16 protein-coding genes are annotated in these 17,449 nt (G+C 53.8%); 6 read left to right on the top strand and 10 right to left on the bottom strand.

Annotation, left to right across the window (positions count from 1 at the left end):
• Positions 1–186: 186 nt before the first annotated feature.
• From AC3Y2E_RS05200 to AC3Y2E_RS05190, 3 genes are all read left to right on the top strand, one after another.
• Positions 187–1,113: a sensor domain-containing diguanylate cyclase gene (locus AC3Y2E_RS05200; protein ID WP_332074510.1), complete on the top strand. Its 927-nt coding sequence runs from the start codon at positions 187–189 to the stop codon at positions 1,111–1,113.
• The gene (locus AC3Y2E_RS05195; RefSeq protein WP_379207883.1) at positions 1,110–2,111 is read left to right on the top strand and encodes an HD domain-containing phosphohydrolase; all 1,002 of its coding nucleotides are present in this window, start codon (positions 1,110–1,112) and stop codon (positions 2,109–2,111) included. The genes AC3Y2E_RS05200 and AC3Y2E_RS05195 overlap by 4 nt, the downstream gene beginning before the upstream one ends.
• A gap of 359 nt (positions 2,112–2,470) precedes the next feature.
• A complete protein-coding gene (locus AC3Y2E_RS05190; RefSeq protein WP_332074512.1) occupies positions 2,471–2,878 on the top strand; it encodes an HNH endonuclease in 408 nt (135 codons plus the stop codon).
• A 66-nt stretch (positions 2,879–2,944) separates the two neighbouring features.
• Here the strand turns inward: AC3Y2E_RS05190 and AC3Y2E_RS05185 are convergent, their stop codons facing one another.
• A complete protein-coding gene (locus tag AC3Y2E_RS05185) occupies positions 2,945–5,095 on the bottom strand; it encodes a transglycosylase domain-containing protein (RefSeq protein ID WP_379207880.1) in 2,151 nt (716 codons plus the stop codon).
• A 312-nt stretch (positions 5,096–5,407) separates the two neighbouring features.
• Between AC3Y2E_RS05185 and AC3Y2E_RS05180 the strand changes: the two genes are divergently transcribed.
• Positions 5,408–5,650, top strand: a complete 243-nt coding sequence (locus AC3Y2E_RS05180) for a hypothetical protein (protein WP_190931154.1) — start codon at positions 5,408–5,410, stop codon at positions 5,648–5,650.
• 10 nt (positions 5,651–5,660) lie between these two features.
• Here the strand turns inward: AC3Y2E_RS05180 and AC3Y2E_RS05175 are convergent, their stop codons facing one another.
• The 4 genes from AC3Y2E_RS05175 to AC3Y2E_RS05160 form a co-directional block, all read right to left on the bottom strand.
• On the bottom strand, positions 5,661–6,191 hold the full coding sequence (locus AC3Y2E_RS05175) for a P-loop nucleotide/nucleoside kinase family protein (RefSeq protein ID WP_379207877.1): 531 nt from the start codon (positions 6,189–6,191) through the stop codon (positions 5,661–5,663).
• Positions 6,192–6,325: 134 nt separating this feature from the next.
• On the bottom strand, positions 6,326–6,526 hold the full coding sequence (locus AC3Y2E_RS05170; RefSeq protein ID WP_379207875.1) for a hypothetical protein: 201 nt from the start codon (positions 6,524–6,526) through the stop codon (positions 6,326–6,328).
• 58 nt (positions 6,527–6,584) lie between these two features.
• A complete protein-coding gene (locus AC3Y2E_RS05165) occupies positions 6,585–7,598 on the bottom strand; it encodes a Gfo/Idh/MocA family protein (RefSeq protein WP_379207873.1) in 1,014 nt (337 codons plus the stop codon).
• A gap of 196 nt (positions 7,599–7,794) precedes the next feature.
• Positions 7,795–9,111 carry an ABC transporter substrate-binding protein gene (locus AC3Y2E_RS05160; protein WP_379207871.1) on the bottom strand — a complete coding sequence of 439 codons (1,317 nt, stop codon included), beginning with the start codon at positions 9,109–9,111 and terminating at the stop codon, positions 7,795–7,797.
• Between the two features lie 913 nt (positions 9,112–10,024).
• Between AC3Y2E_RS05160 and AC3Y2E_RS05155 the strand changes: the two genes are divergently transcribed.
• The gene (locus tag AC3Y2E_RS05155) at positions 10,025–10,507 is read left to right on the top strand and encodes a YfbM family protein (protein ID WP_379208309.1); all 483 of its coding nucleotides are present in this window, start codon (positions 10,025–10,027) and stop codon (positions 10,505–10,507) included.
• Positions 10,508–11,396: 889 nt separating this feature from the next.
• Here the strand turns inward: AC3Y2E_RS05155 and AC3Y2E_RS05150 are convergent.
• Positions 11,397–12,806, bottom strand: a complete 1,410-nt coding sequence (locus AC3Y2E_RS05150; protein ID WP_379207868.1) for an extracellular solute-binding protein — start codon at positions 12,804–12,806, stop codon at positions 11,397–11,399.
• Between the two features lie 163 nt (positions 12,807–12,969).
• A complete protein-coding gene (locus AC3Y2E_RS05145) occupies positions 12,970–14,079 on the bottom strand; it encodes a stalk domain-containing protein (RefSeq protein ID WP_379207866.1) in 1,110 nt (369 codons plus the stop codon).
• A gap of 143 nt (positions 14,080–14,222) precedes the next feature.
• Here AC3Y2E_RS05145 and AC3Y2E_RS05140 point away from each other — a divergent pair, with 143 nt between their 5' ends.
• Entirely contained in the window at positions 14,223–14,957 is a 735-nt protein-coding gene (locus AC3Y2E_RS05140) for a ZIP family metal transporter (RefSeq protein WP_379207864.1), read from the top strand.
• 95 nt (positions 14,958–15,052) lie between these two features.
• Here AC3Y2E_RS05140 and AC3Y2E_RS05135 read toward each other — a convergent pair whose 3' ends face one another.
• The 3 genes from AC3Y2E_RS05135 to AC3Y2E_RS05125 all read right to left on the bottom strand — a co-directional run bounded on the left by AC3Y2E_RS05135 (position 15,053) and on the right by AC3Y2E_RS05125 (position 17,427).
• Positions 15,053–15,781, bottom strand: a complete 729-nt coding sequence (locus tag AC3Y2E_RS05135) for a DUF6081 family protein (RefSeq protein WP_379207862.1) — start codon at positions 15,779–15,781, stop codon at positions 15,053–15,055.
• A 34-nt stretch (positions 15,782–15,815) separates the two neighbouring features.
• Positions 15,816–16,736, bottom strand: coding sequence for a prenyltransferase (locus tag AC3Y2E_RS05130; RefSeq protein WP_379207860.1), 921 nt, complete (start codon positions 16,734–16,736; stop codon positions 15,816–15,818).
• A 244-nt stretch (positions 16,737–16,980) separates the two neighbouring features.
• Positions 16,981–17,427, bottom strand: coding sequence for a GNAT family N-acetyltransferase (locus AC3Y2E_RS05125; protein WP_379207857.1), 447 nt, complete (start codon positions 17,425–17,427; stop codon positions 16,981–16,983).
• Between the last annotated feature and the right edge of the window lie 22 nt (positions 17,428–17,449).

Genomic DNA, 17,449 nt, shown 5'->3' with positions numbered 1-17,449 from the left:
TGTAAGTGCTTTCAGTTTCGCAGGGCAGTCGTCGCCTACGATCTTACCGACAAAATATCATAACCGGCCGCATGTGACAAGGACGCAAATTCATCTTTATTTCAAGCTTTTGTGGTACAATCGGTATATCACTTGATTCATTCGTACCGTGAATTCCATCCTCCATGAATGGGAGCCTCATCGCCGATGCATAATACCGAACTATTCTACATGTTGGCCGAACAAACGACGAATGGAATCATTCTGACGGATGCCGACAAGCGGATCATTTATGTGAACAAAGCATTCACAATATCTACAGGCTATTCGTTCGAAGAAGCGATTGGCAAAAATCCGAGCTTTTTGCAATCCGGCTATCACGACATCAGATTTTATAAGCAACTGTGGTCGTCGATCCGGATTAAAGGACATTGGCAAGGGGAAATATGGAATAAAAGGAAAAACGGTGAGATTTTTATCGAATGGCAAAACATTATGGCTTTGCGAAACGAACAGGGCGACATTACGCATTATGCGGCCGTATTCTCGGACATTACAGAGAGAAAACGTATCGAGACGAAGCTGCAGTCCGACAATAAACTGCTCAAACGTCAAATTCATATCGACTCGTTAACCGGCATCCGCAACCGGCGGTACTTCGACGACAGCTTGAAGCGGAGATGGAAGTCGCTTGCCAAGACTCGCAGTTATTTGTCGCTGCTGCTGATCGACGTCGATTATTTTAAAGAATACAACGACATGTACGGTCATCTGCAAGGGGACGTCTGCCTTCGCGAGACGGCAGGCGTGCTGGCGATGCGGCTGCCCCGCACCTTCCGCATATGCAGGTACGGCGGAGAGGAGTTTGCGGTTCTGCTTCCGGGCTCGTCCGCCTCGGAGACGTATTCGATTGCCGAGCTGCTTCGGGAGTCCGTTCTCCAGCATGCGATCCCGCACGGTTATTCGAAAATTTCGGACCGGATTACCGTCAGCATCGGCGGGGCCACCGTAATCCCTAAGCTATCGACGGACCCGGAACATTTGGTGAAGCTTGCCGACGAAGCGCTGTATAAAGCAAAGCAAAACGGTAGAAACCGTATATTATGTTTACCTGTCACAGGAGACCGATCATGATTGACACATTGCGCATTTTTCTAACCTTAGCAGATGCAGTTATTATAACCGATTCCAATCACCGCATTGTGGAAGTGAACGATGCGTACCAGAACATTACCGGCTACAAACGGGAATCAATTCTGGGAGCGAAAGCCAGCATCGTCAAAAGCAAGCTTACGAGCAAGGACACCTACCGCAGCATGTATGAGGCGCTGAACCGCGGCTGCAGCTGGTCCGGTATATTTATTAACAAAAAAGCGAGCGGCTGCTTGTGGCACTCCTCCATCTCCATCACACCTTACCATATCGGTGGGGACATCTACTACGTCGGCATATTCCGGGAGCTGGAGCATCTGGCCGAAGGCGTGTACGTCGCGGAGGAGCGCAGGAACAGCATCCAGGGCGTCCTGCTCAAAGTACTGGCGATTTCTTGCGAAATTCGTGATCCGGCGATCGAGGAACATCTGATCCGGGTCCAGCAGTATACGGAGCAGCTTGTAACCGTGCACAATAAACGGATGGGCCTCAATTTGTCGGGAGACTATATGCAAAGCATCATACATTCCAGCATTATGCACGATATCGGTAAATCCGGCGTTCCCGAAGGAATTTTGTACAAACCCGGGCCGCTGACCGGGTATGAGCGGCTGATCGTAGAGATGCATCCGTTAATCGGCGTCGATATTTTGTCGAAAATTAACGTAGAGCTGACCGACAGCTTTTTCAAAGACGAGCTTTCCGTCGCCCGCCAGATCATTCTCAGTCATCACGAGCGATGGGACGGCACCGGTTACCCCCATCAGTTAAAAGGGACCGACATCCCGCTGGAAGCGAGAATCGTAAGCGTTGTCGACGTATTCGACGCACTGACCTCGCGAAGACCATATAAGGAAATATGGTCGAAGGAAAAAGCTCTCGCTTATTTAATAGAGAATAAAGGGACCGCCTTCGATCCCGATCTCATCGATTCGTTTCTGATGATCGAGGAGATGCAGACGGGCAGCTTGACGAACTAATATCAAATCATTTCTACATACCAGCCGGCTTCATCGATCGTTACTTCGCAAACGAAAGGACAACAGAACTTGAGGTGGACATCATCGATCCGAATGGCCCTACAACCGAGCAGGATCAAACAACAGGCGACGACCTTTTTTCCGGTAAACGCTGCTCGCGCTGCAACCAAATAAAGCCGCTGTCCCATTTTCTCCGGCGGAGCGGCAAACGTTCCGGGAAAACCTCCCGCCGTGGCACCTGCCGGTCTTGCCGAAAGCAAGCGAAGCCGGAGCCGGTGCCCGCGCCAACCCTTGAACGGGATGAGGCAAATGCCGAGACCGCATACACCGCTGCGCCGAAACGCAGAACGAAAAGGCCTATGCCTCCCCTGCCGCCGAAGCCGGAAGGACCCGACGCCTCGGTGCTCGTCCCGACCCGTCAAGGCATTATCCGGATGAGAGGCAAGACGGACAAAGGACGCCGCTGGCATCAGGAGACCGATCTCGAGACGGCGGTGACGCTCGTCCGGGAGCTGGCCGCAGTCGTCGTGAACCGGCATACGATACGCCGGATTTACAGCAACAAAAACTTCCGGCGTTATATTTTGACTCGGGACAATTATACATGCCATTTCTGCGGGGAATACGGCGATACGATCGACCATCTGCTGCCCCGGGCCAAAGGAGGGCATACGACTCCGGCCAATTGCGTCTGCGCCTGCAGCCTGTGCAATCAAAGCAAAGCCGACCGCAGTCTGGACGAGTTTACAAACAGCTTCGAAGACTAAACGCAGAGCAGCCGGGTTTCCCTATGTGGAACCCGGCTGCTCTGCGTTTCCGGCTCCCCTGCCGGCTCAGTCGTCGTCATCGTCCTCTTTTTCACCCGGCTTGCGGTCCTTATTGCGCTTCTCTTCCTCGCGCTTCCTCTTCTCCTCCTTCTCTTTTTCCTTTTCCTTTTCTTTTTCTTCTTTTTTCTTCTGGCCTGGCGGCTCTTTCTTGTGCTCGTCGTCCTTCGAGCTATTTCCTTTACCTGGAACAAACGAGTCGGTGCGTTTCCCCGGCTCCGGCGGCTGCCTGAACGACTTGGCCGGCACGTCCTGAAGGGCCGAGCTCATCATCTCGCGGAAGACGATCGCGGAGCTGTAGCCGCCCGATGTGTTCAGATAATGGTTCCGGTCGGTCTGATCGTACCCGATCCATACGGCTCCGACCAGCTCCGGGGTATACCCGACGAACCAGGCGTCCTTCGTACCGCCCTCGATCCCTTCGAACGGCGCGCCCGACGGCAGCTGGGTCGTTCCCGACTTGCCGGCGGTCGGACGGTTCAGCGCCGCGTTCGAGCCGGTCCCTTCGCGGACGGCATCCAGCAGCATGCCGGTCATCGCGAAGGCGGTCGACGGCGACATGACCGCTACCGGGGACGGCTTTGCTTCGGCTAACACCCGGCCGTCGGCCGTCGTTATTTTCTCGATCGTATGAGCAGGCATCATCGAGCCGAGATTCGGAAACGCTCCGAAAGCCTGCGCCATCTGCAGCGGGGATACGCCTTCCTGCAACCCGCCGAGCGCAATCGCGAGGTTGTTGTCCCCTTTGGCCAGCGGAATTCCCAGCCTCTGGACGAACGCCTGACCGGTCTGCAAACCGATCTCGTTCAGCAGCCAGACGGGAGGGATGTTCCACGAACGGATTATCGCCTCGCGCATCGTGACCTCGCCGCGGGTCCGTTTATCCCAATCGGTCGGTCTGTAGCCGTTAATGTCCAGCGGACCGTCGTACAGCCTGGAATGCGGTCCGTATCCTTGCTCCAGCGCAGGAGCGTATACGACGAGCGGCTTGAACGAGGAGCCCGGCTGCCGCTTCAACTGAGTCGCCCGGTTGAAGCCGCGGAATACATGCTCACCGCGGCCGCCGACCAGTCCCAGTACGCCGCCGGTATACGGATCGAGAATGACGGCGCCGCTCTGCACGAGCTGATCCGGGGCGCTCTTCGGGAATAACGAGTCGTTGCCGAACGCCTTGTCCATAGCAGCTTGCACCGCGGGATCGAGTCGGGTATAGATGCGCAGTCCGCCGGCGAGCAGCTGGCGCTCGGTGAAACCGTATAGTTCAATCGCTTCCTCGATCACTTGATCCATGTAGTACGGATACAAAGAGCGCAGGTTTTCTTGCTGATGTTCCGCCAGGACGACCGGCGTGGCGATAGCCTTGCGGTGATCGTCTTCGCCGATATATTTTCCGGCCAGCATCAGATCCAGGACGAGATTGCGCCGCTCGAGCGCTTTCTCTTTATTTTTGAACGGCGAATAATGGGTCGGCGCCTTCGGCAATGCGGCCAGCATCGCGCTCTCCGGCAGCGTCAGATCGGCGACGTCTTTCCCGAAATACGTGTTGGCGGCTTTCTGAATGCCCCACTGGCCTTCGCCGAAATAGATCTGGTTCAGATACGTCTCCAAGATTCGTTCTTTATCGTACGTTTGCTCGATTTTGAACGCATACCCCGCTTCCGTCACTTTGCGGGATAACGTCTGATCGTGCGACAGGAACATGTTTTTCGCCAGCTGTTGGGTGATCGTGCTGCCGCCCTCCGCGACTCCCCCCGCTCTCAGATTTTGCATCAAGGCGCGCAGGATGCCGATGGCGTCGACACCTGCGTGGTCGTAAAACCGTTTATCCTCCACCGCGACGATCGCGTGCTGAAGATGAAGCGGGATGCGTTCGAGCGGGACCGGAACGATTTTGGAAGAAGAAATTTCCGAGGCGAGCCCGCCGTTTTTATCGATCAGTTGGGTCGGCGCCAGCAGCGGATTGGCCAGTTTTGAGATATCGAGCGAGCGGACCCAGAAGATAGCGCCAAGCGCGGCCGACCCGCACACCGAGACTACGGCGACAAGCGCTGCCGCTTTACTTATGCGGAACCGGGGCAGGGAACGAGACTTCCTTTTATGCTTGAGCTGTCCCCGAAAGAGACGAATCACGTTCGCCAAAGGCTGCAGCCGTCTGTTCATGTTGTGAGGTCCCCCTTTTATGTATACGTTCATACATATTCGGAGCCGGGGGAGAAGTATGGGGGGGGGGCTTGAGAGAAGCAGACGACACGACGCGCTAATCCGTTCTTCAAGAACGGTTACCTGGATGGAAAAAATAGACTACAATAGGGTATGGAGGAAGGTATACGAGGGCAATTGAGTGCTGGGGATGCGTTTTCTGCACTTGCAGAACCGGCAGTCCGGCTCGGATGTGAACGAGCGGTTAAGCGCACCGGATCAGACCGATTAACCGGCAGGCCCACGATCATTTTGAACGAGGAGGCGCATCAGATGCTTTCCATACTTGCCGTTGCGGTTTATTTGTCTTCGCTCGCCCTTATTGGATACCGGGTGGTGAAGATCCGGTTTGCCAAATATAACAAAGAAAATATGGGATTGCTCGGTATTCTGGCTCTACTCTCTTACACGACGATCGAGCCTTTGCTCCTCAGCCTTTTCTTTGCGGTCGCCAGCCTTGTTTTGTTACTTCTCTACATCACGCTGTGGATTAGATTCTCCAAGCGAACCCGGTGATTCGTCTTGATTAGCTGTCCGGAACGGCGCTGATGTACTCCATTACCTTCTCCACAATCCGCTCCAGTGGCTCTATCGTATCGACGACCAGTTCCCCGTCTACCGGAACAATCGTCAGATCGCCACCGTAATGACGCTTCAATTGTTCGAAATCGGTAATGAGCTGGTTCGGCAACGGATTCTCCTTCCGCTCCTCGAACCGCTTCGCCCATATCGTTTCGTCACTGCAGACGCATAGCACCGACTTGAAAACAATTCGTTTACTGTCGAGCCACTGCCGGAGAGCGCTCATATCTTCTTTTCGGTTAAACGGAAAATCGAGTATGACACTGCTTCCGTTACTTGCGTTAGTATCCAGCATTTGATACAAAATTCCGTAGCAGAGCCGGTTCCGGTTATCGTGGCCGTCGACGGTGCCCGCCAATACGTCATAAATATCGTCCTTGCGAATGATCGGGTAACGCAGCCGTTCGCTTAGCCGGTTCGACACCGACGTTTTGCCTCCGCCGGGACGTCCTCGAAACAGAATAACGGTCGTCATATGGGTCCCCTTTCGATTGGCTTTTTTATCCTAATAATCTGCTTTCCAGCTTACCTGAAAAAAACTAAAAAAACAAAAGAAAGAGCGTCTAACCGCTCTTTCTCTCTCCCCTGGAACCTTCTAACGCCGGTCTGTCATCTCCGGCTGCCCGGAAAACCGAATACAAAGATGACGATGCCGATCAACGCAAATACGGGGACAAATAGATTGCTGAAAAAACCGGCCTCGCCGACAGCCAGCCCCGCCAGCTTCTGTCCGAGCCGTTCCACCGTATAGATGATGGCGGCGGCGAACAGAAAAGCAGCGCCCAGCTTATGGTAGAATTCATTCCCCATCGGCCGAACCTCCCTCATGTTTCCCCCTACTATACCCTATTCCGGGTTTTCCGGCCACTCATCGGGCGGCGCCGGCCGGGGAATCCGCGAACTGGGCGACCAATTCCTCCGCCCCTGACTCGTGAGAGCGGTATGCCGCATCTACAACCGCACACACCGATTGCCCGTACACGGCGCTTTCCACATATCCGGTCCCTTTGTCCACAACGCTTAGAACATCGTTCCATTGGGCTTGAAACGGCTCGCCCGGCTCCTCCAAATGTACCTCCTCGTATTCGCGCTCGCTCCCGGACACCCACAGCTTATTGCCTGCGATTTTCAGTTGTCCTCCCGTAAACAGCAGCTCCGTCTCATTAGCAGTAATGTTGCGATACCCGCACAAAGAAACCGTTGCCGTTACGCCTGCCGATGTCTGCATAAACATGATGCCGCTGCCTTCCACATTGCCGCGATCGCCGTAAAAGGTCAGGTTCGCCTTCACTTGGCGAACCGCGCTCCCGGTCAGCCACTGGATTTTATCGATCGAATGGCTGCCGATATTGATGACGATTCCGCCCCCGGAAAGCGACTTCTCAAGAAACCACGCCGGACGTTCGGGCAAAAAGTACGGATGGTGTCTGCGGTCATGAATGGCAACCAACTGGCCGAGCCGTCCCGAACGGACGATCTCCTTCGCCTTCTGATTGGCCGGGTAATAATGCTGCATATGTCCGATCGCCATCATTACGTTATGGGCAATGGACGCTTCGATAATATCCGCACACTCCGCCGCGTTAAGCGCCATCGGCTTCTCCAGCAGCACGTGACAGCCCAGCGAGGCGCATGCGATCGCCGCTTCTTTGTGCAGATGATGCGGCAGCGTAATAATGACGATGTCGGGGGCCCGCTCCCGGATCATGACGCGGTAATCTGTAAAAGGCTTCGCTCCGTAAGCAGCGGCCAGCTCCCGGACCCGATCTTCCGCGATATCCGCTATGGCGACAAGCTCCGTCCTCGCATTCTCATGCAACGTTTTGGCATGTACTTTGGCGATCACTCCTGCTCCGATAATTGCGGTTCTGTATGTTTTCATCTTCCGTCTCCCTCTCTGTGTCGATAACAGCTGCTGCTATGAAGCTTCGTACCCTTGGTCCTTCTCCGCAATGCCGGATTAACGAACCGGAGCCGGCGGGTTGACCGCCAGCTCCTGATCTCCGAACGCAAGCCCGTTCGCACCGTACAAACTCCGGCCTATAGGCGTATGCCTGCCATACTGCTCGCTCCTTTCGTTACTTGAACAGGTCCGCCAGCTTCTGGTCCAGCTTTTCTCCCGCCTCGCGAAGCGCCGTATTCGTATCCTTTTGTCCGAGCACCGTGTTTTGGTAAGCTTCGAAAAAGGCCGTATGTCCGGGGCTCTGCGCTTTAACTACCTCTACTTTGGTCAGCGCGGACGGCGCGAACTTCTCGGGCAGCAGCGCCTTTACATTTTTGTTTTTCAAAGTCGGTACGTCTTGCCCGAACTGGGACATGCCCGCGACGCGGTCTTTCAGGATCGGCAGCATTCCTTTTTTGGCCAGATGATTCTGGAACTCCTCCGTCGTCAAATAGGCGATCACATCAAACGCATCCTGCTTATGTTTGCTCGTTTTCGTTACATAAAAATACGTAGGGTACGATTGCGGACCGACACCCGGCTTATCCGCCAGCTGCGGGAATGTCGCGATGTCCCAGTCGAACTGATCCTTGAGCGTGGACAGCGACAAGACGACGAAGTGGAGCAGCATCGCGGCATTTTGGTTCTGGAAAAACATTTTTTGCTGCTCGGCCAAGCTCCAGGTTTGTGCGGTCAGCTCATTTCCGGGAATTTTCGATACGCTCGTCAACAACTCGAATGCCTTCTTGAACGAATCAGTGGTGAAGATCGATTTCTTGGTCGCCGGGTCGATATATGCCGCGGAATATTGGTTCAGCACGATGTTGGCCGACGACGACATGACCAGCCCTTTATAGCTGACTCCGCCTTCCGTACGGGACAGCCGCTTGGCGAGGTCCTTAAGCTGATCCCAGTTCAGACCGTCCTTCGGATATTCCACACCGAATTTATCGAATAAATTTTTGTTATAGAATAGTCCGAGCGTGTTCGTAAATACCGGCAAGCCGTACATCCCGTTATTCGCAAATCCTTTCTGCAGCTCGACGGCCGACGGCTCGAGCTTGGACAGATCGTACTTGCTCGTCTTGATCATCTCGGAGATGTCGTATTGATAATCGTACGTAGTCAGGCTGTCCGCCTGGCCGATGGACATAAACATGACGTCGATCGTCTGGCCGCTGGCCACGACGTCGGCGATTTTGTTGCTGCCTGCCGGCAGATGCTTGACGGTCACATGCGGGAATTTGGTCTGGATCATATTGCCGAACGTATCCATAAACGTCTGGTCGTAATCGGCGACCTGCGAATAAAAAACCAGCTCGACCGGATCTTTCTTCTTCTCTTCAACCGGAACCGGAGCGTTGGCCGCCGGCGGCGTATTACCGCCCCCGCACGCTGTCAGCACAACCAGACTCGCAGCCATCACTAAAGTGCCATACCGTTTTACCTTCATACATCCTCTACCCCCTGTTTTGTATCCTGCGCTTCGTTCAACCGGATGCCGACAACACTTGCGGCGCCCCGCTTCCCTTGGTGATGACTCGACCTGTTGACAGAAATCAACGCCCCAACAATCGTGACCCATAAAGTATAAATATATACGAGTCAATTATACATTTAGTATCGATTCCTGAATCTAAATCTCATTTTAACACGATTGAAACCGTTGTCAATTCATATTTTTATAAACCACACATAAATTAATGTAAATTTTATGAGTTAAATACTGTTTCACTGTCTTCAGGACCTGCCGACTGTTTCCCTCGTGCCGCAAAACACACATTTGAATATGAAGAAAAGGCCGGAAACTCCCACTAGACAACCGTTTAGGGGTTGGGTTCCGGGACCGTCGCTTGATGAGCACGTGGTTGCTTAAACGGTGAATCAGAATATTAGACACTTGACATAGCGAACTGGCAAGGAAAGCTGCTGCTGACGGCCGCGCAGTTGGAAGCTCGAACCATGCCGCCCGGGAGATGGCTTTAAGTAATTCGCGATGCCCGGTAACCTGCTTCCATAAGGGTTTTCAGGAATTGCTCTACCTTTGTGCATCCTTGTGTTTCCGGTTGTTTTCCGGGTCTTTAGACCGATTTAAAGACGGTGTCGGGAGTGTTGGATAAATAGATTAGACTTGACGTTTATGTCCAAGGCTCCTTGAAATACACATTTACTGGATGTTACATTAATCCAAGCAGTATAGGAGTTTGTCCGACGGATCAAAATCGGTGAATATTTATGCAAAACGGTCCGTTTCATGCAGTTGAACCTGCGAGATATCGAGTCGAAATGGATACATATTTGGTAAAAATGTTTCGCCGGACAGACTCATAGGTCACTACAGTGGAATGAGGGATGACAACTTGGCAATGCGCGGATATTACTTTGCTCTGGATGACAAACTGGTACAGCAAATCGCCGCAGGCGAAATTGCACTGAAAAATTTGCGAGTGGACGATTATCCTGGACTGGACATCGATAGATCCTGGGAGGCGATTCACTACTTGCTTTGCGGGAATATTGCCGACGGAGAGCCCCCTCTCGGGTATGTTGTTCCGATAACGTCGGACCAAGGCATCGATTTCGGCTCATTCGGGGCGTTTATGTTGCGTGGCGAGCAGGTTGCAGAAGCGGCGCGGGCTATGTCTGAGCTGGATGAAGCGCAGCTCCGCTTGCGGTATGATTTCCCGGCCATGGTCAAGGAGGAAGTATATCCTCTTGATCCTGACATTGTTTCAGACGAGGATCAGGACGAGCTCTTTGCTTACATGCTGCAGCATTATAACGAAATCCGCCGTTTCTACAGCCAAACTGCGGCCGAGGGGAAAGGTCTTATCTTTTATATTTTCTGATTCCGCTGCTAGGAATCGTCACAAGCGGTAACCAAACTTCCTTCCACAGGCTCACAGGTTTCCTCACCTGTCTTCGTTGGTAAACATTAAGAACAACCGTCCGGCAAGCGTCCGGACGGTCCTTTGACGTGCAAACCCATACGTTTGTTTGTACGTTGGAAGGGAATAGGTACCTTTGCTCCAGCCGCTCGCCCTCCGTCGTGTTGTCTTGTCTAGACTTGGCGGTAACAACACGACTTTAATTGCCGCCCGAGTGTGATTTTGGCGTGGTTTCATGCCAAATTCACACCCAGTGTGATTTCGAGCGTGGTTCGTGCCAAATTCACACCCAGTGTGATTTCGAGCGTGGTTCGTGCCAAATTCACACCCAGTGTGATTTTGGCTAGCTTCTTCGTCTTTATGCGCCGGTATGTCTAACGAACCCAGCATTCGTTATCAGAGCCGAATGGGGACGTTTGAATTTGTAACGAACTCTTGTATGCTTATTCCCGCGAATCGAATCGTTTTTTTCCACTTTCGGTTCGATAACGATGCCCGGATTCGTTACGTCTGGAATAACGTCGTTTTTCAGCCATAAGCACGATCCGATTCGTTAGTCATCGGACCTGAGTATACGTTCCCTACCGCCAAGGGAGGAACCCCCTCCCTTTCCCTTAGCACGGCAAGAATCGAATCGTTCTGGCAGATTAAGAAAAGCTTCTAAACGAAGCCTTTGCCACGACGAATGCCCCTGCGTAAGAGGCAGCTTTTCTGATATGATAACTTGGTTCAGAATGTCTCGGTTCGCTTTAGTGCTTTTGCGAACTCCCTCTGAATCGTTACAAAACGCCCTCGAGCTTAGTAAAAGTTCGGGGGCGTCCACCTTTTATTTAGGGGACTTCACGGCCGATTATCCCCAGTCACCGGCAGGCGCCGCCTCCCGGATTGTCTGCGGCTTGGACAATTGGTCGCTGAGCCGGCTGCACAGCTCCTCCTCGTCGATCAGATCGGCCCAATAGCCTTTCAGCAAATTGCCGATGCCGTACAACATTTGCAGCGATACGTTCAGTTCGCCGTGGGTACGCAGCGAGGACAGTATTTCCCTGTACATCATCGCCCGGGACGGCCGGTACATTCCGCCGGTTTCCGGCGGGCCCGGCAAATTCCCCACGCTCGGAACGCTCATCGTATTCGTACGGATAAACGTCTGTCCTTCCACGGACGTTAGGTAATCGACGAGCAGCGCCGCTTCCTCCTTGCGGCCGGACTGGCGCAGCACCCCGGCGCCCAAGGCGATGCCCAGCGTCCGCATCTCCCGGATAAATGGCATAGGCGAGACGTCGTACTCCAGTCCGGAATCGATAAGCCCGTTCAGCGCCATATAGCTGGTTAAGGTCATCGACACTTTGCCTTCCATAAACATTCTGTCGATATCGTCGTTGCTTTCCGACAAGTAACGGGGAAACGCTTTCGCATTAAGGATGATCCGTTTGCAAATCTGAATGCTCTCCATCAGCTTCGTTCCGCGTATGTCCTTCAGCTTGCCGTTCTCGTCCCATTCGAACCGCTCCATGCTTTGCAGCAAAAAGACCGGCCAGCGGTTCCCGTCCGGGATATGGAAGCAGAAGCCGTAACGGCTTTTGCCGTCCGACAGCAGCTCTGCATGCCGGATCAGATCGTCCCATCTCCAGCTGCCGTCGGGCTCCAGCAGCCCGCTGTCGCGGAAGTGGGATTTGTTGTAGCAGAGCATAATCGGGGAGAAGATAAGCGGCTGCATGTACATCGCTTCCCCATGACGGAACAGCGCGTTCACTTGCGGATAAATAGCCGGATTCTCCGCCGTCTCCTCCAGCCATACGGTTTTGCCTTCCTCGGCCGCCTGCTGGAACTGGTAGCTGGTCAGCAGCACCACATCGCCGGAAATCGGCTCCTCCTTGCTCCCGAAACCGAGCAGCCCCGCGGCAACTGTCGTTTCTACCGTAATCCAAGGGTACTTTTTATGAAATCCGTCCAGCAGCTGCCTCAGCTTCAAATTACGCAACGGCATTTCGTTGCACAGCAGCTTCAGCTTCACCGGAGGACGTCCGGGAGCTATCCGGTTGCCCACCCTCGCCACTTTTTCGATCCAGCCTTCCTCTACGAGCTGTTCAAGACCGATGCGGATCGAGTTGTTGCTCATCCCGAACTGGGAGACGAGCGTTTTCTCCGACGGTAAATAGTCCCCGGCCGGATATACGCCGTTAATAATATCGTCCCGGATCGTCTGAACCATCTGCTCCAATTGTTGCTGAAACTGTTCTTTGGTCGGTCTTCTTCTCATCTTCTACGCTCCGCTTCATCCACAGACATTGTTGCTGTTATTGTAACAGATTGTATTTTTATGAATCAACCCAAACAGGCGGAGCTTCATCGCTCCGCCTGACCGATAGGTTTATCCATTGAAGGATGGAACAAAAGGAAGGCAAGTCGCTACAGCCTGACACTCAGGACCATGAGATTACGATCGAACCGTTCTCCTCTTTCACTTCCGCCTTCAAAATGTCCGTCACGAACTTCAAAGGCACGTACGTGGACGATTCGACCAATACCGGAGCCGCCCCCAGCGGCATCGGAGCCATCCGGGCAAAGAAATAAGCGTCTTTGCCGATCGTCACCGCCGTCCAGTTGGCCCCTTTCTTCAGCTCGGCGGTCATCGTATCGGGAATCCACGTAATCTCGAAGCCGATCCGCTCGGCGACCAGCCGGAGCGGGATCATTGTATTGCCGCTCGCGTCGGCGAAAACCTGGTTTCGGTACAGCGTGAAAGATTCCTTCGCCTGTTCGCTTTCCGAGCCTTTATCCGTCTGGAGTCCGGGAATCGGCAGACGGAATTCCGGATTGCCGGCAGCTCCCGGAGCGATCGCGTATTTCGGGAAGACGATCACCGCTTCCCCGTTTTCCACATAAAAGGCCTGCTCGGCCGAAATGCCTGTGAATTCCTCCGGAAAATAACTATCCGGATCTTTGGCGATCTCGGCTTTGATGAAAGCGTCGATCGTCTCCTGATACTTGTCGCCGAACAGCTCGTCCAGCGTCACACGGGTCGCTTCCGCTTCGTTCCGAATCGTATACGTATCGACTCTCGGCATACCGGTGCCGCCCGTCTGGGCGTATGTAACGACTCGCAGCGAGACGATCCCCTCCGGCTTGCCGCTGCCGTCCGATTTCAGTTCGTAATCGACAATCAGCTCGTACGGGCGCATCTCGTATCCGTTTTTCTTCATATCGGCCGCGGTCTCTTCCGCTTCCTTCTCCCAGTTCGCAATGTCCTTCTCCGCGTGGGATTGGATGATATAGTTCAGCTCTTCCTGGTATTTTTTATCCTGGAGCCCTTGCAGCACCGGCACTTTTACGTTCGTCTTGAGCCATTCGCTCTTCGAGCCGAGCTCCGTCGAGGTAATAAAATCCGCCTGGACGGCGCCGTCCGTCTTCGCGGAAACCGGAACCGCAGCGGCGTCGGCAGCAAGCACCGGCACGGGCGGCAGCGCATACCCCGCTATCATAACCGTTCCCGCAACGCTAAGGGACAACCATGTCTTCTTCATCGTTTTCATACCCAATCCCTCCGTGAATTGATCTCTCCACCATATAGACGTCCGGGCCGGCAAAAAGTTCAATCGTGCAACGAAAACGGTATGCGGCTTGGACTTGTACATATATATGAGATAAGCTTTGCAATCGGACGCTGGAGGTCGCCATGAGCATGTTTTGGCAATGGACCGTCTTCTCTTCCTTATGTACCCTGCTCGGAGCACTGCCGACCTTGCTGCTTCGCAACGTCTCGCATCGTGCCAAGGATATGCTGCTCGCCTATACGGCCGGCATCATGGTTGCCGCCTCCACGTACGGCCTCATCCCTTCGGCGCTTAAGCTGTCGAACCTGTATGTGCTGACCACCGGCATCCTGCTCGGCACCGTGCTGCTGACGGTCATGGAGCTGGTTATTCCCCATGTCGATTCGGACCATGCCTTTCCGCCGCAGGAGGATCGGCAGTCTGCCCATCTGCTCGTCATGACCGCCATGCTGCTTCATAATTTGCCGGAAGGACTGTCTACGGGAGTCAGTCTGGCAAGCGGAGACCGCCAGCTCGGTCAGCTCGTATCGGTGGCAATCGGCCTGCAGAACATCCCCGAAGGCTTCCTGGTTGCCTTGCTTATGGTTACCCAGCGGGCCAAACCGTCCAAGGCGCTGGCTTATACGTTCATGATCGCGTTGACCGAATGGCTGGCCAGCTGCCTCGGTTATTATTTCGGAACCGAGCTTCGGATGCTCGTCCCTTACGGGCTGTCCTTCGCCGCCGGAGCGATGTTGTACGTCGTCTACAAAGAACTCATTCCGGAGAGCCACGGCGACGGTCATGAGATCCCGGCTACGTTTGCGTTCATCGTCGGGACGGTCACGATGATTGCGCTGACCCATTGGCTCGGTTAATCCGCGCGGCGGCGGGCAAACCAAAAACCCGCACCTCCCGAAAGAGGTGCAGGTTTCATCAATGGGATGAAGCCGGCGGCCGGCTCTCGATTCTATTATTCCTTAATCGTCACTTGTACAGGCGACCATTCGCCGATGACCGTTTGGCCGTGGACGGATACGCTGCCTTCGGGCTTCAGATCCTTCTCCGTCATAATGCCGAGCGCGATCGTGAACCGGTTGAACTTGACCGGCACATCGCGGTCCCGCCGCACTTCTTCGCCGTTCACGTAAAACACGACTTCGTCGCTGCCGCGGTTGTAGACGATTTTGTACGTATTGAATTCCCTTGGCTTAAAGTTCGTATCTTCCTTGAAAATGCAAAAATATCTCGTCTTATCCGACTCGGGCACCTGAACTCCCGGGAATGGGAGTACCGCATAAACGCTCGCGTATTTATCGTTGCCTGCGAAGAAATCAAGCGCACCGCCAGTGGTAAAGTCGAGCAGATTGAGAGAAACGTAGCCGTCGTAGAGATCCCCGGGAGCCGTATTTTGCGAACGCGCGCGAATTTGCAGCTCGAAGCTGACCTCGCCGGACTCCGGTACCTCGACCTGTTCTACCGAGTAGTACATATGCTTGGCATTGTCGAGAATTTGCACATGATCGTGACTGCGGCTGAGCGGCGCCCTTACATACAAAATGCCGTTGCGCACGATCACGACGGCGTTAGGCTCGCGGTACGACCAGAACGATCCGTCCTGCAGCGGAAATCCGCCGATCTTCCACACTTCTCCCTCGGATAAGATGGTATGAAAATCTCCGAAAGTCAACTGTTTTTCCATGTTTGCACCTCTTCTGTCGGTTTTCAAATCGGAATTAATGCAGCAGTCCTTGAACGAGCAGAGCAAGTCCCATCAGCCCGCCGCAGCGCACCGAAGCTTTCAGCGACGCCCCCATCAGCGGAAGGTACGCTCTGGACTCGTTCTCGTCCTTCATCGTCCCATAGACGCGCAATAGCGGAATTGCGGTGATCAGCGCCAGCAAAGCGTACCACGGCACGGCTCCCGCAGCGGCGCACACGATCAGCGAGACGTAGGCGAGCACCGCCAGCCCTTTCGAGAAGACAAGCGCTTTTTTCTCGCCCCATACGACAACCAGCGTTCGTTTGCCAGACTTCCGATCCGCTTGCCAATGCAGAAAATGATGGTTGAACAGCACTAGCGTCGTCAGCAACCCGATCGGAAGCGAGAGCAGCAGCGGGCGGTAGCCGAATTGCTCCACCTGCACATAATAAGTGCCCATAACGGGTAAAATGCCGAATGAAAGCAAAATCGCAATCTCGCTAAATCCTTTTCCCCGATAGCCGAATTTCAGCGGCGGAGCTACATAAAAATAGGCGATCGCTCCCCCGAGCGCGCCAAATGCCAAAGCCCACCAGCCGCTTGCCAAACTGACAACTACGCCGCAAACGACCGCAAGAGCGAACAACGACCAGGTTGCGGCTGCGAACGTTCGCTGCGCCATGATCCCCCCTGCGAGAAAGCCGGAGTTGGTCGAGATCGCCGCCGCGGTTTCTTTGGCCGCTACGTCCACCCCGTTCCGGTAATCCCACAAATCGTTAATCATGTTGGAAAATAAATGAGCCGCTCCGGCACCGAGCAGCGTAATCAGAAACAATCCGGGATGAAACACGCCGTCCCACGCGTAAGCTCCCAAGCCGCCGAGCACGACCGGAATGACCATAACGGGGAGGACACGAAACCGGGAAGCTTTCATCCATAGCTTCAGCTTGTCCATGTGGATGACCCTTTCTTCTGGTACAATTTCAGAGCTTATCCTATGGGATGAACAGGGTTGCCTGCGGCCAACTCCCCTTTTCAAGCCAAATCTATAGCTCTGAATTTGTAATTGGTTGATCTTTAAGTCCCGTCCCTATTATAGATCATTCGACGAATACCGGGGTATACTTATTTATTGGTTTTCGACAAATACCGTCATTTAGCAGGCTGCATTCGAACATACCGTTTTATTCCATGAACACCTACTTAATCATCTGAAAATACCACATGCCGAAGCCAAGCTTCTCGTAAAACTGTGCCGTTTCTCTCCAGTTCGTATTGGATGATCCGACTGTGACGCGGGTGACCCCTTCGGACTCCGCTTTTTCGATCAAGGCCTTGACCAGACTCCTTCCCAATCCGGCGGACCGGATCTCCTTGTCTATGTAGACCTCGTAAATCTCTAAATAATTCTCTCCGGTTATCATCACCGAGCTTCCTCCGCTCGTCTTGATTGTTCCAAACGTATACCCGGCGATCCGATCCTCGAGCTCGGCGACCAAAAAGTAACTCCCCACCTTGGAAGCCAATCTTTCCTCTGTCCAGTTCACATTCTCATAACCTTTCGTAATACGTTCTTCGGCCCACGCTTGGGATAAACGGATAACAGCGGGCAGATCATCCGGCTCACATGGCCTCACACGATGCATTCAAGTTCACACTCCTGCCCAC

The sequence above is a fragment of the Paenibacillus sp. MAH-35 genome (assembly GCF_058135425.1).
Note: the sequence above shows the minus strand (reverse complement) of the source record. Positions and strands in the feature narration are given on the sequence as shown.